Annotated in this window: 18 protein-coding genes; 3 read left to right on the top strand and 15 right to left on the bottom strand. The window is 57.5% G+C overall.

What is annotated here, in order from left to right; translation table 11 throughout:
* Positions 1–177: 177 nt before the first annotated feature.
* Positions 178–2,787 carry a M1 family metallopeptidase gene (locus tag MTX78_RS11820; protein ID WP_243794094.1) on the top strand — a complete coding sequence of 870 codons (2,610 nt, stop codon included), beginning with the start codon at positions 178–180 and terminating at the stop codon, positions 2,785–2,787.
* Between the two features lie 60 nt (positions 2,788–2,847).
* On the opposite strand, the gene porV is transcribed toward MTX78_RS11820, so the two are convergent.
* From porV to MTX78_RS11745, 15 genes are all read right to left on the bottom strand, one after another.
* Positions 2,848–4,026, bottom strand: a complete 1,179-nt coding sequence (porV, locus tag MTX78_RS11815; protein WP_243794092.1) for a type IX secretion system outer membrane channel protein PorV — start codon at positions 4,024–4,026, stop codon at positions 2,848–2,850.
* Positions 4,027–4,245: 219 nt separating this feature from the next.
* Entirely contained in the window at positions 4,246–6,615 is a 2,370-nt protein-coding gene (locus MTX78_RS11810) for a DUF5682 family protein (RefSeq protein ID WP_243794084.1), read from the bottom strand.
* Between the two features lie 54 nt (positions 6,616–6,669).
* Positions 6,670–7,152 carry a DUF6985 domain-containing protein gene (locus MTX78_RS11805; protein WP_243794082.1) on the bottom strand — a complete coding sequence of 161 codons (483 nt, stop codon included), beginning with the start codon at positions 7,150–7,152 and terminating at the stop codon, positions 6,670–6,672.
* A 17-nt stretch (positions 7,153–7,169) separates the two neighbouring features.
* The gene (locus tag MTX78_RS11800) at positions 7,170–7,802 is read right to left on the bottom strand and encodes an SMI1/KNR4 family protein (RefSeq protein WP_243794080.1); all 633 of its coding nucleotides are present in this window, start codon (positions 7,800–7,802) and stop codon (positions 7,170–7,172) included.
* 53 nt (positions 7,803–7,855) lie between these two features.
* Positions 7,856–8,566, bottom strand: coding sequence for an SMI1/KNR4 family protein (locus tag MTX78_RS11795; protein ID WP_243794078.1), 711 nt, complete (start codon positions 8,564–8,566; stop codon positions 7,856–7,858).
* A 33-nt stretch (positions 8,567–8,599) separates the two neighbouring features.
* The gene (locus MTX78_RS11790) at positions 8,600–9,178 is read right to left on the bottom strand and encodes an SMI1/KNR4 family protein (RefSeq protein ID WP_243794076.1); all 579 of its coding nucleotides are present in this window, start codon (positions 9,176–9,178) and stop codon (positions 8,600–8,602) included.
* 10 nt (positions 9,179–9,188) lie between these two features.
* A complete protein-coding gene (locus MTX78_RS11785) occupies positions 9,189–9,593 on the bottom strand; it encodes an SMI1/KNR4 family protein (RefSeq protein WP_243794075.1) in 405 nt (134 codons plus the stop codon).
* Between the two features lie 106 nt (positions 9,594–9,699).
* Positions 9,700–10,155 carry a hypothetical protein gene (locus tag MTX78_RS11780; RefSeq protein WP_243794073.1) on the bottom strand — a complete coding sequence of 152 codons (456 nt, stop codon included), beginning with the start codon at positions 10,153–10,155 and terminating at the stop codon, positions 9,700–9,702.
* 14 nt (positions 10,156–10,169) lie between these two features.
* Positions 10,170–10,502, bottom strand: coding sequence for a hypothetical protein (locus tag MTX78_RS11775; RefSeq protein WP_243794071.1), 333 nt, complete (start codon positions 10,500–10,502; stop codon positions 10,170–10,172).
* Positions 10,502–11,599, bottom strand: a complete 1,098-nt coding sequence (locus MTX78_RS11770; RefSeq protein WP_243794070.1) for an ATP-binding protein — start codon at positions 11,597–11,599, stop codon at positions 10,502–10,504. Before MTX78_RS11770 ends, MTX78_RS11775 begins: the two co-directional genes overlap by 1 nt.
* 187 nt (positions 11,600–11,786) lie before the next feature.
* On the bottom strand, positions 11,787–13,424 hold the full coding sequence (locus MTX78_RS11765) for a DUF5691 domain-containing protein (RefSeq protein WP_243794068.1): 1,638 nt from the start codon (positions 13,422–13,424) through the stop codon (positions 11,787–11,789).
* A 38-nt stretch (positions 13,425–13,462) separates the two neighbouring features.
* Complete coding sequence (locus tag MTX78_RS11760; protein WP_243794067.1) at positions 13,463–14,929, bottom strand: SWIM zinc finger family protein; 1,467 nt, start codon at positions 14,927–14,929, stop codon at positions 13,463–13,465.
* The gene (locus MTX78_RS11755) at positions 14,896–15,246 is read right to left on the bottom strand and encodes a hypothetical protein (protein WP_243794065.1); all 351 of its coding nucleotides are present in this window, start codon (positions 15,244–15,246) and stop codon (positions 14,896–14,898) included. Before MTX78_RS11755 ends, MTX78_RS11760 begins: the two co-directional genes overlap by 34 nt.
* A gap of 168 nt (positions 15,247–15,414) precedes the next feature.
* On the bottom strand, positions 15,415–15,987 hold the full coding sequence (locus tag MTX78_RS11750) for a hypothetical protein (RefSeq protein ID WP_243794064.1): 573 nt from the start codon (positions 15,985–15,987) through the stop codon (positions 15,415–15,417).
* Between the two features lie 80 nt (positions 15,988–16,067).
* On the bottom strand, positions 16,068–18,368 hold the full coding sequence (locus MTX78_RS11745; RefSeq protein ID WP_243794062.1) for an efflux RND transporter permease subunit: 2,301 nt from the start codon (positions 18,366–18,368) through the stop codon (positions 16,068–16,070).
* 212 nt (positions 18,369–18,580) lie between these two features.
* On the opposite strand from MTX78_RS11745, the gene MTX78_RS11740 reads away from it, so the two are divergent.
* Both MTX78_RS11740 and MTX78_RS11735 read left to right on the top strand, forming a co-directional pair.
* The gene (locus MTX78_RS11740; RefSeq protein WP_243794060.1) at positions 18,581–18,796 is read left to right on the top strand and encodes a hypothetical protein; all 216 of its coding nucleotides are present in this window, start codon (positions 18,581–18,583) and stop codon (positions 18,794–18,796) included.
* Positions 18,797–19,450: 654 nt separating this feature from the next.
* Positions 19,451–20,500, top strand: coding sequence for an acyltransferase family protein (locus tag MTX78_RS11735; RefSeq protein WP_243794058.1), 1,050 nt, complete (start codon positions 19,451–19,453; stop codon positions 20,498–20,500).
* Positions 20,501–20,715: the final 215 nt, after the last annotated feature.

Here is a 20,715-nt window from a genome sequence, read left to right as displayed (position 1 = left end):
TAGATGCGCAACATCATATGATAGGGACTGACTTTTATAGTAGGCTTAAATCCAAATACTTAAAGAGCATGGAAGCGCAGTAGGACATTAAGAACGGCGGGCGTGCTATGTGGCGCGACAGACTGGTGGACGCGGAAACTGCTCTATCTTGGGTTTTCGACTTGATGGAATCCACTGATGAAACTTCAGCATAGCACCACTATACACGGCGCGGCCTTTGCGCTGGCCGTTTGCGTTACAAGCTGCGTGACAAAACCAACCGTTTCCGACGTCAAGCCCGTGGTGACCGCGCCTGCCGTGGCAGTAGTGCCGGGCGTGAGCCTAGAGCTGGCGCAGGACCGTGCCCGCCGTATCTCCCGGCTTGGCTACCGGTTGACGCTAGCCGTACCGCCTCAAAAAAACGAGCCGATTGCTGCCTCCGAGACCATCACATTTCACCTGACCGACGCCAACCAGCCGGTGCAGCTCGATTTCAAAGAGCAAGCTGACCACGTGAAAAGCTTGACCATCAACGGCAAGACGGTAGCCGTTGATTTTCGAGAAGAGCACTTGGTATTGCCGGCCGTCAGCCTAAAACCTGGCCTAAATGAGGTGCGCATCGAGTTTATTGCCGGCAACCAGAGCCTCAACCGCAACGACGACTACCTGTACACGCTGCTAGTGCCCGACCGCGCCCGCACGGTGTTTCCGGTCTTCGACCAGCCCAACCTCAAAGCCTCGTTCACGCTAGCTCTGACGGTCCCGAAAACCTGGCAGGCCATGGCCAACGGGCCCTTGCAGGATTCCACCGTCACGGCGGAGAGCAAGACGTTCCGCTTCGCGCCGTCGGATACCATCAGCACCTACTTGTTCTCGTTTGCGGCGGGCAAGTTCACGCGCATTTCCCGCACCTTGGCGGGCCGCGAAATGCAGTTTCTGCATCGTGAGACGGATAAAGACAAGCTGAAGTTGAGCCTAAACCCCATTTTCCAGATTCACGCCGATGCGCTGAAATTCTTGGAGAAATACACCGCCATTTCGTATCCGTTCCGCAAGTTCGATTTCGTGGCGCTGCCTGATTTCCAGTATGGCGGCATGGAGCACGTGGGCGCCATCGACTACAAAGCCAGCACGCTGTTTCTGGACGAAGGCGCCACGCAGGACCAGAAAATCAGCCGCTCCAACCTCATCAGCCACGAAACCGCGCACATGTGGTTCGGCGACCTGGTGACCATGCAGTGGTTCAACGATGTGTGGATGAAGGAAGTGTTTGCCAACTTCATGGCCGACAAAATCACCCAAATAGCCGTTGCTAACTCCAACTACGACCTCAAGTTCGTCATCGACCACTATCCGGCGGCCTACGGCGTAGACCGGACCACGGGGGCCAACCCCATCCGCCAGGATCTGGAAAATCTAAAAGATGCCGGCTCGCTCTACGGCAACATCATCTACCACAAAGCGCCCATCATGATGCGGCAGTTGGAGCGACTGATGGGGGAGGAGCCCTTCCGCCAGGGGTTGCAGGAGTACCTCAAGAAGTACGCTTTCGGCAACGCCACCTGGCCCGACCTCATCCAGATCCTCGACGCCCGCACCCCCGCCGACCTGCAGGCCTGGAACCAAGTGTGGGTGAACCAGCCCGGCCGCCCGGTGTTCGACTACGCCTTGGAAACGGCAAACGGTAAGATTACCAGCCTTGAACTCACGCAGCAAGCCGAAGACACATCCGACCGGCTGTGGCCGCAGCTGTTTGAGGTGCTGTTAGTGTACCCCGACCGGGTGAAGGAGTTGACCGTGAACATGAACCAGCGCCAAGTGGCACTACCGGAGGCCGTTGGGGAGGCCGCGCCCACGTTCATTTTGTTTAACTCCACGGGCTTGGGCTACGGCGTCTTCCCGATCGATAAGCACCTGACGGCCAACCTAGCCAAGCTGCAAAATCCGGTGGCCCGCGCCACGGCCTACGTCAACTTCTACGAGAACATGCTCAACGGGCGCGCCATTGCGCAGCAGCAGCTGCTGGAAGTGTACCGCCAGGTATTGCCCAAAGAGAAAGAAGAGTTGAACATCAAGCTGCTCACGGGTCAGGCCACCGACATCTTCTGGCGGTTGCTCAAGCCTGAGGAGCGCGTTGCGCTGGCCCCGACCCTGGAGAAAGAGCTGTGGCAAACTATGCAGCAAAACCCGGCACCCAACTCCAAAAAGCTGCTTTTCAAAGCCTACCAATCGGTGGCCCTGACCAAGGAGGCCCAAACCCGGCTCTACGACATTTGGAACAAGCAGCAGGCGCCCACCGGTATCAAGCTCACCGAAGACGACTACACCGCCCTGGCCCTAGCGTTAGCCGTGCGCGACTACCCGGCCGCCAAACCGATTCTACCCGCGCAACTCGCCCGCATCCAGAACCCCGACCGCCAAAAGCGCATGGAGTTCCTGATGCCGGCCCTGGCCCCGGAGGTAGCCACGCGCGACGCCTTCTTTGCCAGTTTGAAAGACGATAAGAACCGCGAAAAAGAAGCGTGGGTGGTTTCGGCCCTTGGCTACTTGCACCACCCCCTGCGCGCCGCCACCTCCGAAAAGTATCTGCCTGAATGTCTGGCGCTACTCGAAGAAATCCAGCAGACCGGCGACATATTCTTCCCGTATTCCTGGCTGCAAGCCACACTTGGTTCCTACCAAACGCCTACCGCCGCCCGCACCGTCCGGGAGTTTCTGGCGGCGCACCCGCAGTACAACCCCAAGCTGCGCGCCAAGCTCCTGCAAGCCGCCGACGACGTATTTCGGGCCGAAAAGCTGGTGATGTGATCAGTTCACTGAAAAAGCGGCCCTTGCTGCGGCCTTGCCTCGAGTAGGGAGCTAAGGCTATTATAGATCAGCCTTGCTTGTCTGGGTGCCTAGTGCTAAAGCCTCCTTGTTCAAGGAAACGTGCAAGGATACCCGTAAGGTTTGCGCTACCGGATTGTTCTTGGAATTGGGAATCAGATAAGCTCCATCAATGCCAAAGGTCCGGTACCGTCCACCAACCCCGAAACTCAGATAATTTCGGTCGTCCTTTCTGGGGCTCGCATAGAAATAGCCAGTGCGCACAAACACGGCGTTCTGATAGATATATTCTAGGCCAGTAGACAAATTGATTTCGCGTAGTTCTTCTCGGAAGCCGCCAGATGCATCACCAAACGAGCTAAGAGCACCAATGACAGGGGATTTATCACGCCGCTTTTGGTTCTCGGCTGCAATCCGGACAGCACGTCTCTCCCGCTCAACTGGATCGGCGGGAACGGGGCCTTCCTCGTAGTAAGGACTAGGTACCAAAAGCTTGTTAGCATCCATTACCAATGTTAGCTTATGAGATGCACCGAATGTTCGCGTGAGGGCCGTGCCGATCTTTAGGTTCGCAGGTAAGAAATCACCTTGAGCCGGGTTAGTATACGTCAGTTTGTTGCCAATATTGGCAATAGAAGCGCCGAGCGCTACGGAGTAGGCATCAGTGCCTGCCGGTATGTCTTTGGTATAATAAACGCCCAAGTCCAAGGACACAGCGTTGCCCGGCTTGGCATCGACGCCAACCTGCGTGAAAGCAGAATGGATATAGCGTGCTGTGGCGCCCAACCCCAAGTGCTCACCAAGCGTGCGGCCATAAGAAATACTGTAGGCTGACTCTCTGAACCGTAGTAGACCCGAATAGGGATTGAAATGTAAGAAGCTAGCTCCTAAGGCCGAGCGTTGCCCCAGCCTGCCATAACCCGATAAATACAACAACCCTCCGTTGCGCGAGATAGGATTTAGCCACGGCGAATAGGAAGGTGAAAAACTGAAGCGGTTTGGCGCGAACCCAAGCTTGCCTGCGTTGTAGTATGCCGCGTTGGCGTCCGGAGACGAAGCCGCGCCAGCTTGGCCAAGCGCGGCCGAGCGCGCATCGGGGCTCAACGTCAGAATTGGAACTGCCGTGCTGATAGTTTGAGGCGCTTGCTGAGCGACTACCAATGAGGATGTGCCCAACATGCCAACCAACAGGGCCGAAGTGGCCAGTTGCGAGTAAGTCATAACTCTCAATAAATTGTAGACTGAATAGGAGGATGCTAATGAAAATCGGAACGTGCCGAATAGTAGGTATTTAACTATTTAGGTGCCTAAATATTGCGACTCCTATAGATTTTTAGGGGAGAGCCTAACAAGCACGAAGTAGTGAAGGAGCACTAGAAAGTTGGGCGGGTTAAGTCAACCTCTACGTGAGGCTATAGAGCATAAAACGTTGTCTGGGGGCTAGAACCCTAGCAGCTCCCGCAGTATCGGCAGTACCCGCTGGCCCCGTTCCAGGTCGAAATCCTCTGCTACAGCCAGTGCCGCCACTGGCTGGCCGCCTTGCACGGCCAGTTCCAGCAACTGGCGGCGTTCCGGGTGGCTGAAGTCGGTGAAGGCACGGCGTAGCAGGGGCACTATTTCGCGGAAGGTGTCTTCGTTCAGCTCACCTAGCCACTGGTCGAGCAGGGCGAAGAGGGGGCGGTGATGTAGCAAAAGCTGGCCGCTGCCACTCAGGAAGCCTTCTATCCAGGCGGTGGCGTAGGCGGTGGGCTGCGCGGGCGCCAGGGCCAGGCCGAGGGCGGTGCCGGCGTCTTCCGAGGAAAGCTGCTGTGCATCAAACAGCAGGCGCCCGGCAGCTCCGGCCAGCAAGCCCGAACTGGCTGGGTTGCGCAGCACCACGGCCAGAGCCGCATACCAGTCCGCTTCCTGCGCATCGTCCTGGAGTAGCCGGATGGCCTGATGCGTGCCTTCGATGCGGGGTAGCAGTTGGCGGGCGGCATCGTAATCGAGGCCGGTGCAGGCCTGGGGCAGGCCGATGCACAGGCGCGGCACCAAGTGGTGGACTACCTGCGCCACTTGCGCGGTTTCGGTGCGGCGCACGTTGCCGTAGCGCAGCACGTTCACGAGCGGCGGTAGGGCCGCCAGTAGGTGGGTTACGTCGCGGGTGCCGGCCGATAGAGTTTCCAAGCGGGCTACCAGGGTGGCTATGGCGGGGCCGAGGTCGGCTTGCAAGGCTTCTTCCAGCAGCTTGCTCACGGTTTCCAGGTCGGGGGCTTCGGTGGCGCGCTGGCGGGCGCGGCCCACGGCGGCATCGAGAATGGTGTTGCCCCACCGGCCGGCGTCGAGCACGTGCAGAGCGTAATCAGGCTGCCATTGCAGCTGCCAAATTTCGTGGAAGGTGCCGGCCTTTCCTTGGGCGCGCTGCGGCTGGCCCCACGGCACGTCCAGCAGGCGTAGGCGGTGCAGCAGGTGGCTGCGGCTCAGATCCAACTCTTTGCGCAAATCCAGGTCGAGGGTGCGGGCGGCGGCTTCGGGCTTGAGGCGGGTGAGGCGCTGCTGCTGCGTGAGGTCCTGTTGCAAGGGCGTGGCGGGTAGCTCGGCGGGCACCTCGCCCATGCACACCCCAATCACCAGTTCCCGGTGCACCAAACTTAAGGCTTCCTCGTAGCCCCCGCCCAAAATGGCCACGGCTGCCTCTTGAAGTTCCTCAATTCCCGGCAGTGACCGGCCCCGCACAGCGGCCAGCGTTTCGGCCAGCCGTACCCCCTCAATAGCATGTGCCGATGAGGCATCCAAATCCTGCCCCCGCAACAGCCGTGCTGCGCGCACCATCCAGTGCGTCACCACCTCGGTATGCGGCTCGGTGAACAGCAACTCGTACCAGGCCGGCGACAACACGCCCGCCCCGTAGCCCGAACTGTACGACAGCCGCTCGTAGGTCCACGGAATCCAGGTGGCTTCGATAGGTACTTTCTTGAGGCCTTTGAGCAAGGCTTTGTCTTCCTTTTTAAGTAGGTCTGGGTGGAGCACGGGCGCGTGCCAGGCCCCGCACACCACCGCTACGCGCTGGTAACCCTGCTTGAGCGTATTGCGCAACGTTTCGCGCATGAAGGCTTCGCGAAGCAAGGTTTCCGGGCTTTCCGGCAAAGCCAGTTCCTCCCGCAAGGCTGTCATCATGTTCAGCACCGCCCCAAACGTATCGGCGTGGCCGGCGGTGTGCTCGAAGCGCAGTTCCCACCACCGCTCCCCATCTGCGTAGCCATCCAGCTCAGCCAGGTAGGAGATAGGGTCGCGGCGGACCTCACCCCCTAGCCCCCTCTCCTCAGGAGAGAAGGAACTAGTTTCTAGCTTTTCTTCTAGCTCTAGTTCATTAACGGCTGGTGTTGCTGCATGCTCTGTTACTCCTAAGCTAGAGCTAGAATCTATGTCTAGTTCCTCCTCTCCTGGGGAGAGGGGGCTAGGGAGTGAGGTCCCGGCGGGCATGTCTTCCACGGTATCGGGCAGGGCAAATCGTAATGCAGCCGGCAAATCCATGCAGCGCAGGTGGGCGCCGTGCTCGTGGCAGTAGCGAAGGGCCTGCGTTTCGGGCGAGAAGGTGGCGAAGGGCAGAAACGAGGCCTGCTGGTACTGCTTGGGGTTATAGAGCAGCAGCGCTACCGGCATCCGCAGGTCGGGGTGCTGAATGATGGTTTGCACGGCTGCTTCTCCATCGGCGGGGCATTCCAGCAGTACAATATCGGGCCGGAACTCATCGAGGGCGTGACGGAGGCTGGCGGCACTACCGGGGCCATGGTGGCGGATGCCGAAGAGGCGGAGGTCAGGCGTGGGCATTAAAAGAGAGGTTAGCGCTTCGCAGTAAAGAAAGGCAATAGAGCGGGCTACAGCTTAGGTTTCCGCAATGCCGCCCATATCGGCCAGCTCGTTGTTCACGAATAAGGCCTCTAGGCCGTGCTCCGTATCCAAGGCGTAGTGGATGATGAGCCGCAGAGCGTTGCCATCCGAAATGCGGAGGTAGCCCAAGTTCTGCATGTAGGCGAAGTGTTGGTCGGCGGTGGTGAGATGCAGGGGCGGTGCGCCCGACTGAGCGGGGTCGTCGTAGAAAGCAGCGTAGAGCTCTTGGTACTGCTCGAAAGCACGCTGCTTTAGTTGGGTTAGCACACGTGGAGCGTCGGCCACAAAATCCTGAAAAGTAGCGGCGTACTCGTCGAGCTGCGTGGGTGTAAGGTCGTACTCTTCGTCTTCCTCGAACAGCTCCTCACCTAAAAATACCGTTACTGGTTTCTCGAAGCCAGGTACCGAAACCGGGTGTTCAGCCGAGAGACCCGCCCAACTTTCTTCTACAGTTCCCCAAAAAGGATGCGTCAGCATAGCGAAGGTTACGTGGTTTAAGAAAGGGCTTGCTGCCAGCGGCCGGGCTGGTGGTAATTGCTGGGGTCAATATGCGCAGCTGGCACCAGAAACTCGTTGCCGTCTTCGGCTGCTCCTTCGTCGAGGGTATACAAGCCGTGTTCTAGGTCGTGGGCGAAAGTGCCTAAAAGCTCCGTTACCGAGCCAGCCACTCGAAAGCCGATTTCATCTAGTTCGTACACGTAGAGCACCTGCCCGTAGCTACCGGTCTCCGTTGGGTCAAGATCAACGAGCAGCCAGCCATGCGAGCCATCGAAGCCGAGCCGCAGCCAATATGGGTTCTGCATTACTGCGCTCTTCAGGGTGGGTGCCGCCTGTAGTAAGGGAGAAGTTAGGGTTTGAGGCGCTTGGTAGAGGTAAGCATCCAGCACTTCAGCCAATGGCAAAAAACTCATGCCATAGAACAGACTGCCCCAATTCTCAGCCTCCTCATCCAACCCATTATGCCACTGATACAGAGTCTTATAATCGTCCGGCAAGGGCTTGCCCACCGCCACTTCTAGTGCCGCCAACTGCTCGTCGGTAGCACCAGGGTTCAGCGACTCGTGCAAAATGCGCGGCGCGTAGGTGGCTAACCACTGCGTGATACGGGGCAGAGAATCAAGGTGCATACTGGCGGAAATATGTGGAATGCGTCAACTAAAAATCTAGGCATTAGCCTGGCCTATAGCTGTTTTGGATGGCAGGAAAAGGTGTGGCCGGCGTAGGTAAAAGGCATTTCCTTGGCTAGAATTTCCTGTAGTTCAGCCTCTGTCAGCAGGCACTGAATGGTGTATTGCGTGCGGGGCAGTACCACGGTTTCGGTGCGCAATGGTAGGCGGTAGACGGTGTCCAGGATGTTGTTCCAGGCGGGCTTCAGGTAGGGCCGGATGGAGTCGGCGGCGAGCAACAAATCCTGTCGCAGGGCTTCAAAGTCGGAGTAGCCTTCCAGGGAGTATTCGTCGATGGCTGTGACTTTGGCCAGCATTTCCCGGAAAATAAAGGCATCGAGGCTGGGGGCAAGAACCTCGGTTTTGTCTTCGTCGTGCCAGGTTAGCGTGACGGGGTACTGACCGTTTTCCGCTAGCGTTGGGTAAAAGCAGTACAAGTCGCCTGCGCCGGTTGTGCCGAACGGAATGAACAGATGGTCAGGCGAGGGTTCGCAAATGAGGTCTTGTTCCAGTACTTGCTCCGGCGCAATTAGCTCGAAATCCGGTGCGTAGAGCAGCACGGGTGGGCGCTGCCGCAGCCGCGGATAAATGTCGCGGTACCAGTTGGGGTTCGGAATGCCCCCATCCAGAAACCAATCCAGCATTCCGTCTTGGTAAAGCTGCACGTAGAGGGCAGGCAAAGGCACCTGAAAATGCGCTTCAATAGCGCGTAAGGTCGAATCCATAGATTGCTATGGGTAGCGGAAGAATATGACGTATCAGCCCGCCTGAAATTCGAGGGGAAAGCCGGCCGGGGCTTCCAGCTCTAGGTCGAAAACCTGCTCGGCAGTCAGGGCGGCGGTTTCGGTGAGGGCCGTTTCGTAGGCCTGCACCACGGCGGCCAGCCAGGTGGTCAGATCGGGAAACAGGACGTCGCGCTGCTCCCAGTCGTGCCAGTGCTCGATTAGCTGCCCCGGCTGGCCGGTGAAGGTGCCTTCGAGGTCGAGGCACACCTGGTCGCCGTTGCCGTTGGTGAGGAACGGTAGCCAGCCGGGCCGCCACCAATTCGTCACAAAGTCGCCGGCTTCGAGCAGCTCCCGGTTGATGCGCATGGTATCGGCCATGTCGCGCAGGCTGGCGCATTCGTGGTTGGCCTCCAGGGTATCGAAGCACCCGCCGTGCTGGCCGTTGTGCCAACTGTACAACGCGCGCAGCTCCGGCGGCAGCTGCAACCCGACTTCCGCTTCAAAGGCGGCTATTTCCGCAGTCGTGGCGGGTGGGTTGAGGGCGGCGTAGTAGTCAGGCCGGTGGTGTTGGAGCAGGTCGTCAAGACGGCTGAGTAGGTCGGTGAAAAGCATAAGCTTGGCTTTATTGGACCTGACAGGCTTCTTGAAAAGAAGCGGCTAGTAAAGTGGCTGTATCCCAGGTATTGGCACCACTATCGCAGGTGAAAACGGCACTTTCACTTGCCACCAGCGCGTTCCGCACGTCAAATACATAGAAAGTGCCACCACCATTCAGGGCGAACGGTAACGCGCCGGGCATGTATTCGCCAAACTCATAGTCGCGCCAGTAGCTTGCCATTTCTTCGGTGCCGAAAAAGCCGAATTCCCGCGTCCCGCTTCGACCCCACCCCCCGTTGGAAGCCAGCAAAAACTGTCGGTATGATTCCGGCAACGGCTGCGGTAACTGCACCGCCAACGCTGACAACTGCTCACTAGTAGCAGGCGTTTCATGTTGAAACTCATCGAATAGAGTAGTCAGGTCAAGCATGAACTGAAGATTAAGGTGCTTATAGTGTCAGGCCTTACTACTAATTCTTCATCAGAGAGCTAAGAAAGTTCTGAACTCGGGACAAAAAGGTTTGGTAATGGCTGAATTATGCTTCATCAACAGAAGTAGTGCCTTCAAGCTTGGTTTTGTAATTGAACTGCCAATGGGGAACAGCTTGGCAAACTGTCTCAGCAAATTCTTTCGTCAGCGAATTTATACTGCCCGCGTTGTAGTGTGGCTTCGGCGAGTAATGCTCTTTGAATTTTGCAATTGCCATTGGGTCGTAGCAAACCTTTGGACGAAGATTTTCTACTAACCGAACATCAATTGATAGCGTTATGAAGCGTTTGGATTTGCGGTGCTGCCCAACAACTATTATGCGTTGGCACATCCCGGCGTACCAATCGATAATATAGACTTTAGCCCCTGGAGTAAAATGCTTTGTCCCGCTGCGAGTTTCGGCACCACCTGGCCCATAAGGACGTTCGCGAATGATATTGCCAACGGCTGTCCAGTATGATTCTGGAGATGTTTCAGAAGCTTTAGATTCGTTAGTATCCATCAATCCAGAGAATACTATTCTGTATTATTTTTCAAGTAGTTTATTAGCCTCATCTCAATAAGGCTTCTGACCTCCGTGTCGTCAGCATCGTGCAAGATATTGCGCAACGCTTCAGCGGATATGTTCTCGGCAGCATGAACCAATGACCATTCTATACCACAGGCAGATGTGTCGCGCGGAGGCCCCAGATTAATTAAAACTAGAGAGTGGCTTGGTTCTAGGGGCTCGGAAAGTTGCTGCACAAGTTCATCAAATTCTTGCAAGGGAAAGTCGTCGATGGCCGGCGTGCTATCGACTGGCAATGAACCTAAGCTGCGTAAACGGGCGATGATAGTAGCGTTATCCATTACTCTACTACCTCCCGGCAGGCACGGTATAAATCCTTCCAGCCGTCGCGCTCTTTTACTACTGTTTCCAGGTATTCCAGCCAGACGGTGCGGTCCTGTACGGGGTCTTTCACTACGGCGCCGGTGAGGCCGGCGGCCAGGTCGTGGGCGCGGAGGCTACCGTCGCCGAAGTAGGCGGCCAGGGCCAAGCCGCTGTTCATCACGGATATGGCTTCACCGGTGCTCAGGGTGCCGCTTGGGCTTTTGAGCTTGGTTTTGCCGTTTTCGGTCACGCCGCTGCGTAGCTCCCGGAAGATGGTGACGAGGCGGTTGATTTGCTCGACGGCGGGCGCTTCTACCGGCAACTGTAGCGCCTTGCCTTGCTTAGCGACGCGGGTTTGTACAATGCGCACTTCCTCGCTCAGGTCGGTAGGGAGGGGGAGTACCACGGTGTTGAAACGGCGGCGCAGGGCACTGCTCAGTTCATTTACGCCCTTGTCCCGGTCGTTGGCGGTGGCAATGACGTTGAAACCGCGCGCAGCTTGCACCTCGGTGGCGAGTTCGGGGATGGGCAGCACCTTTTCCGAGAGCATGGTAATGAGCGTGTCCTGTACGTCGGAGGGGATGCGGGTGAGTTCTTCGAGGCGCACGAGGCTGCCTTCCTGCATGCCCTTGAACAGCGGCGAGGGCACCAGCGCGCCCAACGATGGACCTTCGGCAATGAGTCGGGCGTAGTTCCAGGAATAGCGGATAGCGTCTTCGGAAGTGCCCGCCGTGCCTTGCACCAGCAGGTTGGAGTGCCCACTGATGGCTGCCACCAGATGCTCGGAAACCCAACTTTTGGCCGTGCCCGGCACCCCAAGCAGCAGCAAGGCCCTATCGGTGGCGAGGGTGGCTACCGCAATTTCCATCAGCCGCCGCTGCCCAATGTACTTGGGCTCGATTTCAAACCCGTTATCGAGCTTGCCGCCCAATAAGTAGGTTACCACTGCCCACGGCGAGAGTTTCCAGTTGGTGGGTTTGGGCCGGTCGTCAACTGCCGCCAGGGCGGCTAGTTCTTCTGCATATAGCACTTCGGCGTGTGGGCGGAGCAGGTTTTCGGTTGGCGTGGCGGACATATAGGATACGTTGAGGTAGGTGACAGATGAGGGGTGACAGAGTTGAAGCTAGAAAACTAGTTTCCCTCCTCAGGTGAGGAGGGGCTAGGGGTGGTTGAGCAGCTAGAACTAGAAGCCAAAACTAGTTGTCGTTCAACGGTAGGTCAACCACCCCTAACCCCTCCTCATCTGAGGAGGGAAACTAGTTTTAACTTGTAGCTTCTATTAGCGAAGCGTCCAGTTCGGCGCGGAAACGGAGAGTTTCGAGCATGGTGTGGATGCTGTTCTGGAAGGTACTGTGTACTTCGGGTAGGGCGAGCAGGGTGGTTTCTACCAACGTGGCGTCGGCGGGAGCAATGGCGGGGGCGAGGTGCTGGCTGATGAAGTAGCTGAGCTGGTAGAGGTCGGTGTGGAACCGTTCGAGGGTGGCCGAGTTGGTTAGCTTGGCGCTTAGGCTTTGCAGGACTTCGGTGGTTAGCTCATGGGGCCAGGGCGTAGGGAGCTGCAGCAGGTCGTCGGTCCAGCGGGGTTCCTGGCGCCGGACGCGCAGCAGCATGGGCTTGAGCAGAAGCTGTTGCCGGGTAGCGGCGGGCAGTAATTCGGTGAGGGCCGCCCAATCGATGTTGCGGTCGAGGTGGTTTTTTTGCAGGGTCGGGCGCTGGTGCAGCCACAGCTTCAGAAAAGCCGCCGCAAAGTCGGTATCCTGATGCAGGAGGGTGCTTGTGGCCCAGCACGGCAGCATCGGCACCGCCCACTCCGAAGCTAGGGCCGCAGCCAGCAAGTCGTCAGCTGAAACGTCTAGGTGTGTAGTCCAGCGGCTGGGGGGGAGTAGGGCCAGTATATTGCCCAGCCGGATGGCGCTCGGACCTAGCGGAGTAGCCCGGTTGCCGGTGCCTGAGTAGTAGGCGTATTGGTCGTTTTTCTCCTCGATGCCATCAGCCAGCCAGCTTTTGTCCCAAGTGGTAGGCAGCGTAACTTCCAACGTAATTTTGCCTAGGCCCAGCAAGCCGCGCTTCACCGTTAGCAGTGGCGCGGCCCGCGCCCACAGCCGTTCTACTAGCGTCGCACCAGGGAGCTGTACCAGCAGCGCGGCGGCTTGGCGGCGTACTTCCTGGCCCCTAGCGCGAAGTAGGGTTTCCAGCACGGGTTCGGTGTCGGGGTGCAGGCAATCGGCCAGGATTTCCAGGAAAGCTTCCTGGGCTTTGGCAGGCTCAGTGGGCAGGGTAGCTAGCAGCAAGGCGCGGGCCGCGTCGGCGTCCTGCTCTAAACGAGCCCGCAGCCAGGTGCGGCGCGTGGGCAGGGTGCCGGTTTCCCAAGGCTCCAGGTTGAGCACGTCGGAAGCAGACGGAGCCGCTAGCAGCGTGTGCCACGCGGGGTTGAGAGCGGCCAGCCACCGACCCCGAGTGCCAGCCACTGGGGCCAGCACGGCCGCCGTTTCCGACGAGCTGGCTGCATGGTGCAGCAGCAGATGAAGAAGCGTATCGGGTACCCGGCGCCCGGCGGCGGCTACTTGCTCTAAATATTCGGGCAGCATCTCCGTATGCTGCCCGTCTTCCAGCATGCGGAGCAAACAGGCTTTACCTAACGGGCCAAGAGGGGGCACCGGGTCAGGGGGCGCTGGGGCAGGAGTTGGGGCCGCCACAGGTGGCTGATAGCCGGCGCGCCGCATTAAGGCTAGCGTACCAGCGGCTAGCAGGAGTTGCTTTTCACGGTCTTCGGGGCTGCTGGTGGCGGTGTCGAATACGGCGGGCACGGGCTCCCCGCTTTGGCGCGTACCTAGCAGGGCCACGCGGAGCAACTGCGGCCAGAATGGTTGCGGGAAGGAAGTGGTTGGAGAGCTAGACATTGTGCGGCTCGGGCTTTCAGAGGGTTATAGTATCCGCTTTATTGCGCACTCTCGAAGTAGGTCAGCAGGTGTAAGGTGCGGCCGTTCCACTCCCCAAACACGCGCATGGGCTGTCCGCCGCTAGCCGCCAGCAACTGCCACCCAGCTTCCGGGGCCAGCCGCAGGGGCAGCGCCACCGGCTCGGTGGCGTGGTGCAGCACCCATGCGTCGTCGGTGGGGAGGTAGGTGGGCAGCACGTCGTGCAGGGTGGCCGGCCATTGCCGCAGCCACGGATGCCGGGCCAGAGCGGCGGCGTAAGCATCGAGGAGCTGCGCGGGGCTTTGGCCGGGTGGGTCGAGGTCGGGCGGGGCGGGGTTCAGCACGGTGAGGGCCACCGGAACAGCGCGCAGCTCCAACAGGCCAGGGTAGAAAACCAACTCGCCGGCGTACACGGCGTTGGGCACCAAGGCAGTAGCAAAGCGTTGGCTGCCGAAAGCGTATTCCAGCACCAGTGCGTACCGGCCGGTGTGGCGGCCCCACAGCCAGGCGCGGCGCACGGTCAGGCGGTCTTCCTCTTCGGTGTGCAGGCCTACCACTTGCCACTCATCCGTGACGGTGGGCTGGCGAGCGAGTAGGTCTTCTTTCTTGAGGTTGACCCCGATTTGCTGCAAAATCTCCTCGCGGGCCTCCGGTGTCTGGTGGTCGAGGCGCTGGAAGGCGCGCACCAACACGTACAGTTCCCCAAGGCGGGTTAATAGCTGGTCGGGCCAGTCGGGGCCGCTGTGGCAGATGGCCGGTAGCTCGCGCACCACACTGGCTAAGCCCGGCAACTGGTTGTCAACGAGGCGGGCGGCGGGCGTTTCCCAGTAGCTGCGCGGCTGGCTTTTGGCCACGGCCGTACCGGCGCGTACTAGGTCGAGCAGCCATTCTTCCAGCTCCGCCGCGCCCTGCGTCATGCGGGTGAGGCGCTTTTGTAGCGCCTGCGAAGCTTTAGCGCCGGCAGTATCGTCGGTGGCGGTTTCCGCGTCCGGGGCGGCCAGCGAATCTAGCGGAGCTTCTTGGAGTGCGGGGGCTTTAGGAGCGGCTTTGACGGGTTTCTTTTCCTGGGTTTGCTGGCGCTTTTCCAGCCATTCTTCCAGCCAAGAAGGGGCAACTGTACCACCGAAAAGCTGCGGCTGGCGGACTAGCAGCAGCAGCAAACCAGCGCCGTGCTTGCACGGAAACACCCGGCTCGGACAGGAGCACTTAAAGGCGGGCTCGGTGAGATCAATGCTGGTTTGGTAGGGCTTGGAGCCGCTGCCTTTGCACTCGCCCCAGGCGGCGGTGGCGGTTTGGCCCAGGTTGCTCCATTTGGCGGGGCCGGCTAATTCGAGGCCCCGTTTCAGGGTGCCGGAGTCGGTTATCAGGGCGCGGGCCTGTTCTTCGGTCCAGGTCAAGGAGGCAGGGGTTATGCCCGCCGAAGCGGAGCGGTAGACCCCGGCAAAGTAGTGGTTCAGGCCGGAAATTCCGCGCCGCAGTTCGGGCATTTGTGCAGGACGGTACCCGCGTAAAACAGCCGTTTCCACCACGCCGGGCTAGGGCTAGGCAGTGGGTCGGGGGCCTTGCACTTCGGGCAGCGTAGCACCCGCAGGCTACCTCGCTCAGCCTCAAAGGCTTCCACCGTTTCCCGTGCTGCCTCGGCCTCGGCTTCCTCAATCCACAGTTGGTAATACATACCTTCCCCATAAGGAAACGTAGGCGGCCCAGCCGATTTCACCAAGGCGATAATGTCTATTTCCCGCAGGTTGTTGTAAAGCGCCACCGCCTCGGCATAGGTTAGGTAGTCGGCGGCGGGAACAAGCATGGGGGAGAGAAGGGTTGATTCTTTACTTTGCCTGAAGCTAAGCTGAACGTCGTGCCGAGGCGCAGTCGAAGCATCTCGCGCGGTATCGTCGGATTACTACTATAGCATCAGCACGCGAGATGCTTCGGCTGCGCCTCGGCATGACGGGCTCATATGTATACTGGTCGACTACTTCCGCCGCCGCGCCGCCGGTTTCTGGCCACGCAGTTTCATCACGTAAACCAACAAGCCCAGACTCAATGCAGCCAGGCCGGCAGCTAGCATGTCGCGACTGGTGCGAGCTTCTATAGCTTCTTCGGCGGCGGCTTGGAGTTCTATCATCTTCTTTTGGCGCTGTTTGTCGCGGAGTTGTAAGTTGGAAATCTGGTTTTCCAGGTCGTAGAAGCGTTGGCGGGTGCTGGTTTGGTCGGTGCGGGCTACGGTGGCTTCCTGCTTCACCTGCTGGTTCTCGGCTAGCACGTCGGCGGTGCGGCGCAGGGTAGCGGCTTGCACGGCCCGCACGATTTCAGTGTCTTTGCGGATGATGCCTTTCAGGGCGTCCACCACTTCCTCGAGGTCCTTCTTGCTGGGCTTGTTGCCGAACAGGCTGTTGCGCTGCGCATTGGCTTCCTCGTACTGTTTCACCATCAACTCCCGCTCCTTGATCAGCGGGGTTAGCGGGTCGGCAGGCGTTGGGGGCGTGGGTGTTTGAGCGAAAGCAGCGCAGTGAACCAGGAAAAGAAAAGGGAGGAGACGTTTCATAGCTGCAAATATGCGCAGGTGTTTTTTAGCCCGCAGCGCCGGCAACACGTTCTAAGTCTTCCTCGGTACCCTGCCTCGGGTCAGCCGCCCAACGCCGGTACGGGCTGCCGGATTTCCTTGGGCCGGTGGCGGTAAAACCCGAGAATCAGAATCGGCAGCAAGGTCAGCTCGGCTACCACGCCAAACAGCAGCGTCAGTCCAATGAGCAAGCCCACGTAAAACGTACCATCAAACGACGAGAAAATCAGAGTCGAGAACCCGCCCACCAAAATCAACGACGTAACGATAACGGCCTTACCTGCCATCAGATACGTGTGGCGGACGGCTTTAAACAGGTTGGGTTCCTTGAGCAAAGTCAGCTTCAACTTGCTGATGAAGTGAATTGTATCATCCACGGCAATACCGAAGGCAATGGTAAAGATGATGCTGGTGCTCACCTTCATACTTACGCCCGCCAGCCCCATCACGCCGGCCACAATCAGGATGGGCACCAGGTTGGGAATGAGCACCACCAGCGTCATGCGCAAACTCCGAAACAGAGCCAGCACGATGAGTGTGACCATTACAATGTCGATGCTCATGCCCGTAATCATGTTGCGGGTGAGGGTGGCGTTGTTTTTATCGATGAGGTTGGCCGAGCCCGTCAGGCGGGTTTGCAGGATGCTAGCATCGGTGTGTTGCCGCAAGAACGTGCGTAAGTTGGCGTTCAGCTTATCGGCTCGTATGCTGCCCACATCGGGCATGCGGCCCGTCAGGCGACCCTCCGAGCCATCGGGCAACACCAGCGCCCGAAACTCTGGTTTCTTGCGAAAGAGCTTGATTTTACTGGTGATGCGCCGCAGCTCCACTTCCGAATCGGGCAGGCGATACTCGCTTAGCAAGCCGCCGTTCAGTGCTTTGCGCACTGATTTTACCAGCGTGACGGGGGAAGCCACAAAATTCAGCCCGAACGTCTGGGTCAGATAGGTTTCAATTTCCTCGGTTTCGCGTAGCACCGCCAAGTCGTAGATGGTGCGGCCGGGAGCGGGCTTCAAGTCCAGCTCGAAGGGCCGCACGCCAGCAAACTGCCGCTCGAAAAACTGAAAATCCAGCTTCACCGGGTCGTTGGCCGAGAGGTCGTCGAGCAGGGCCGAGTTGATGCGGATGGTGGAAGCGGACGCTACTGAGCCAATCAGCAGCAGCGCACTAATGCCCACCACCCATTGCCGCCGCGCCAGCACCCGCCGAAACAGCTTGCCCAGCACGCCATCCCAGCTATGGCCATCCTCGCGCGGTACCCGGAGCTGCGGCTTGCGCAAGAGCAGCAGCATGGCCGGCAACAACGTGAAGCTGAGGATGAACGTGAGTAGTACGGAGATACCCGTAAACAGCCCGAAGTTGTAAATCGGCCGGATGGTGCTCGTCATCAGCGTAAAGAAGCCGATGCTGGTCGTTAGGGCCGAAAGTCCCGAGCCGAACCCCGATTCCTTGAGCGCAATCCACAACGAGTCCTTCTTGCTGGCCCCGTATCCGAGTTCAGTCACGTAGCGCGTGATGATGTGGATGGTATCCGACATGCCCACCACGAAGAGCATCACTGGCAGCAAGGCCGTCATCAGATCAATACTGATGCCGCAGGCACTCATCAGCCCCAGGCCCCACAGAATAGCGCCCAGCACCACCACCAGCGGCAGCACCACGCCCCACCAGGTTCGGAACGTGAGCCACAGCAGGCCGGTCACGAGCACCACCGAGAGGCTCATAAAGACCATCAGCTCCATTTGCAGCCGGTCCACGAACACTGACTGGGCCACCATTTTGCCAGCCATGTGGTACTCGTTTTCCAAGAAGCCCTGCCGCTTCAGCTCGGTGCGGACGGCCGCCAGCAGCGAGTCGCCGGGAGGCTTGCTGAGGTTGGGGGAAGTTTGGAAGAGCACCGTCACGGCGCGGGCATCCGGCGAAATTAGGTTGCCCACCAGCCCCGGCGTGCGGTACACCAGCGTGGAATCTTGGGCTCGGCGGCTCGGTTCGTTGGGGCGCAGATACGGGATGTTGAACACGCCCAATCCTTCCACCACCGGGTTGCTGGCCGTGGTGGGGGAAGATACCTGCGTGACGTGCCGCCGCTGCCCGATAAAGCGCGTCAGCGAATCAACCCGCCTTAGAAAGCTGGGCTCGAATACCGTCTGGCCTTTGGGCGCTTCCAAACCCAGTAGCACGTAATCGTTGTCGTTGCCGAAGCGGGCCGAATACTGCTGATAGTAGTCGAGGTCCGGGTCGCCGGCAGGGTAGAAGTCGTTGAAGTTGTAGTTGAATCGTAGCTGCGCCACGAAAAACAACGCCAGCCCCGACACCAATGCCAAGGCAAACAAAATGCTGTAACTGAGTTTACGAAGCGGCATAGAAAGTACCACCAAGCTCCAGCTTGGCGAGGTGTTGAACGACCAAAAGCGCATCGTTGCAACAAAGAACGTTTATCGAGGCGCGAAGCTGGAGCTTTGCGCAACTTTACTTGTCATTTCACTACCTTAGGTTCGGCTGTTGCCGAGCAAAAGGCACATTGAAGCCAACCGCTGTTTTCCTCGTTTTGTTTCCACTCTTCTCTTCTTCTCGTATGAAAAACGCTCTGCTCGCCCTTGCTCTGTTCGCCTTCGTTGGCACTGCTTCCGCCCACGGCGACAAAGACACCAAGAAAGGCAAAAAAGGCACCGCTAAAATGGAGTGCTCGGCCGCGCAAAAAACGGCCATGGGAGGCTCGTGCTGCATGAAGAAAGGCGCCAAAACGGCATCCGTAACCCCAGCCCCAGCTCCCGTTGCCAAGTCCTTGTAAAAAATGAAAAGCAGGCAGCAATGCTATAGCCCTAGCTTTAAGAAGCTAGGGCTATTTTGTTTATTGCTTATCCCATTTGGCGGTGACCCAGCAACTGATATAGGCAGGAATACCATGGTTCGCCAAGCAGTCGTTATGCTGCGCCAGCTACGATTCGAGCCTACTACAACCAGCACCGAAGAAGAGCTTACCGTTGCATACAAGCTCCGATAAGAAACGTTGTGCTGCAATATAATTTCTTATTGCTTATAGGACTATTGCTGTTTTACGGCTAATGCAAACTCCGCATCTTGCCAGTTGAAAAAGGCTTATTAGTTGAATTAAAATTGCGCCCAGTGTACGAAGTGCACTTTTGCCATGCTGCTCATTAATAGCGTTGCTAAACAAGCCTTCTTCGCTGTGGAGTCAGATGCTAAAAGCTGTTAGCAGAGTCTGGCCGTAGTTTTTAAGCTTAAGCGGGTCTGTTCAAGAGTTGATGACGTATCGGGGGTGTCAGCCTAAGTGCTTGATTATATGGTATTAATCTCATGAATAAATGCATTAATATGTATATAAGATGAAAAAGATTATAAAAAACATACTATAGTTGAATGTTAATATAAAAAATGGTCTATGTTTGTGGATAATTATAATCGTTAAAATCCAATCATCTACATGCCTTCCACTCTCACACCTCATTCAACAACCCTTACTCGTACGCTACGTCCACAGAGTACGAACAAGAAAACTCAGTTTCTAGGGTACATTCATGCTTACCGCGCACTTTCTGCACTATTCATAGTAGCTGTGCACTGCCCAGTTTTGCTCACGGCCGCTGATGATAGAATAGAGAACGTGCTGCTGAAGGGAAGTACGCAACTATTTCTGTTTATGGCAGGGTTCATCTTCCAACATCTTGCCAGCAAGTTTGAGTGGAAGAAGTATTACTTATCGAAGCTACAGTTCATTGTACTTCCATACCTCTTCATGAATGTTCCGTGCATTCTTTACCGGATTTTTCTGGGAACTAGCTTGGAAGGGAAGAGTACTTTGGAAATTGCAAAGGCAACAGCATACAGCTTGCTGGTTGGCAATCAGATGATAACCTTTTGGTTTGTTCCTGTCATCTGCATTTTTTACTTGCTGGCTCCCGTCCTCATCAAGCTCGACAAAGACAAGCGCATCTATTACTTTCTGCCCTTCTTTGTGGGCTTGTCGCTCTATTACACCAGAGCCATTGTGGGGAATCCGCTGGTGTATTTCATTCATTTTTTCTCGTCGTACCTGCTTGGCATGTTTTTCAGCCGGAACAAAGACCAGATTTTCCTTCTTTCCAGAAAGTACTTCAAGGGGTTGGTTGCTGTGCTGCTGGTAATTGTAGCCTTTGAATGGCAGTTTCCTGAGGTGCTGGAAGAGCAATTGCAATACGTCCAAAAAAGCATTTTAGGAGCCTTGCTGCTGTATTTGTTTCGCCGGTACGAAACGCGAGTTCCTAAGCAGGCCGGTGCAATAGCGGATATGAGCTTTGGGATTTATTTGATTCATGGACTCGTGTTGTTCGTGTTGTCTTATGTCTTGAACTGCGTCATGCCAGGCAAAAGATTAACGTACGATCTTGAAAACTACTTGTTTGCCTTTGGCTTAGTGGCAGGACTAACGGTTGCTTTCATTTTGTTGGTGCAGCGCCTGCTGGGCCGATACAGCCGCTACGCTATTGGCTGTTAGCCTGTCAAGCAGGAGGTCCCCAGTGCCTAGAAGGCATGAAATCCGATTACCCGCTCACCGAGCAGCACAAGCAAAGCGTTTCCTGGGCTTACGGATGATAGTAACGCCCACCAAAAGGTGCTGCTGCTCATGACTTTTGATGCTGCCATACCAATCAGCTGGAGCCGTCGGGTGGTTTGCGGTACAGCACGGCTGATAAAGGGAGCAATATCTAG

It is taken from the genome of Hymenobacter tibetensis, assembly GCF_022827545.1.
Taxonomy (GTDB): Bacteria; Bacteroidota; Bacteroidia; order Cytophagales; family Hymenobacteraceae; genus Hymenobacter; species Hymenobacter tibetensis.
This window is presented reverse-complemented; position numbering and strand designations above follow the sequence as displayed.

Coding starts and splice junctions, on each gene's coding strand:
- MTX78_RS11755 (WP_243794065.1), bottom strand. CDS start 15,246: ATGCTTGTTCCCGCCGCCGACTACCTAACCTATGCCGAGGCGGTGGCG.
- MTX78_RS11820 (WP_243794094.1), top strand. CDS start 178: ATGAAACTTCAGCATAGCACCACTATACACGGCGCGGCCTTTGCGCTG.
- MTX78_RS11735 (WP_243794058.1), top strand. CDS start 19,451: ATGCCTTCCACTCTCACACCTCATTCAACAACCCTTACTCGTACGCTA.
- MTX78_RS11740 (WP_243794060.1), top strand. CDS start 18,581: ATGAAAAACGCTCTGCTCGCCCTTGCTCTGTTCGCCTTCGTTGGCACT.
- MTX78_RS11795 (WP_243794078.1), bottom strand. CDS start 8,566: ATGGATTCGACCTTACGCGCTATTGAAGCGCATTTTCAGGTGCCTTTG.
- MTX78_RS11775 (WP_243794071.1), bottom strand. CDS start 10,502: ATGGATAACGCTACTATCATCGCCCGTTTACGCAGCTTAGGTTCATTG.
- MTX78_RS11810 (WP_243794084.1), bottom strand. CDS start 6,615: ATGCCCACGCCTGACCTCCGCCTCTTCGGCATCCGCCACCATGGCCCC.
- MTX78_RS11770 (WP_243794070.1), bottom strand. CDS start 11,599: ATGTCCGCCACGCCAACCGAAAACCTGCTCCGCCCACACGCCGAAGTG.
- MTX78_RS11805 (WP_243794082.1), bottom strand. CDS start 7,152: ATGCTGACGCATCCTTTTTGGGGAACTGTAGAAGAAAGTTGGGCGGGT.
- MTX78_RS11785 (WP_243794075.1), bottom strand. CDS start 9,593: ATGCTTGACCTGACTACTCTATTCGATGAGTTTCAACATGAAACGCCT.
- MTX78_RS11765 (WP_243794068.1), bottom strand. CDS start 13,424: ATGTCTAGCTCTCCAACCACTTCCTTCCCGCAACCATTCTGGCCGCAG.
- MTX78_RS11745 (WP_243794062.1), bottom strand. CDS start 18,368: ATGCCGCTTCGTAAACTCAGTTACAGCATTTTGTTTGCCTTGGCATTG.
- MTX78_RS11780 (WP_243794073.1), bottom strand. CDS start 10,155: ATGGATACTAACGAATCTAAAGCTTCTGAAACATCTCCAGAATCATAC.
- MTX78_RS11750 (WP_243794064.1), bottom strand. CDS start 15,987: ATGAAACGTCTCCTCCCTTTTCTTTTCCTGGTTCACTGCGCTGCTTTC.
- MTX78_RS11800 (WP_243794080.1), bottom strand. CDS start 7,802: ATGCACCTTGATTCTCTGCCCCGTATCACGCAGTGGTTAGCCACCTAC.
- MTX78_RS11760 (WP_243794067.1), bottom strand. CDS start 14,929: ATGCCCGAACTGCGGCGCGGAATTTCCGGCCTGAACCACTACTTTGCC.
- porV (WP_243794092.1), bottom strand. CDS start 4,026: ATGACTTACTCGCAACTGGCCACTTCGGCCCTGTTGGTTGGCATGTTG.
- MTX78_RS11790 (WP_243794076.1), bottom strand. CDS start 9,178: ATGCTTTTCACCGACCTACTCAGCCGTCTTGACGACCTGCTCCAACAC.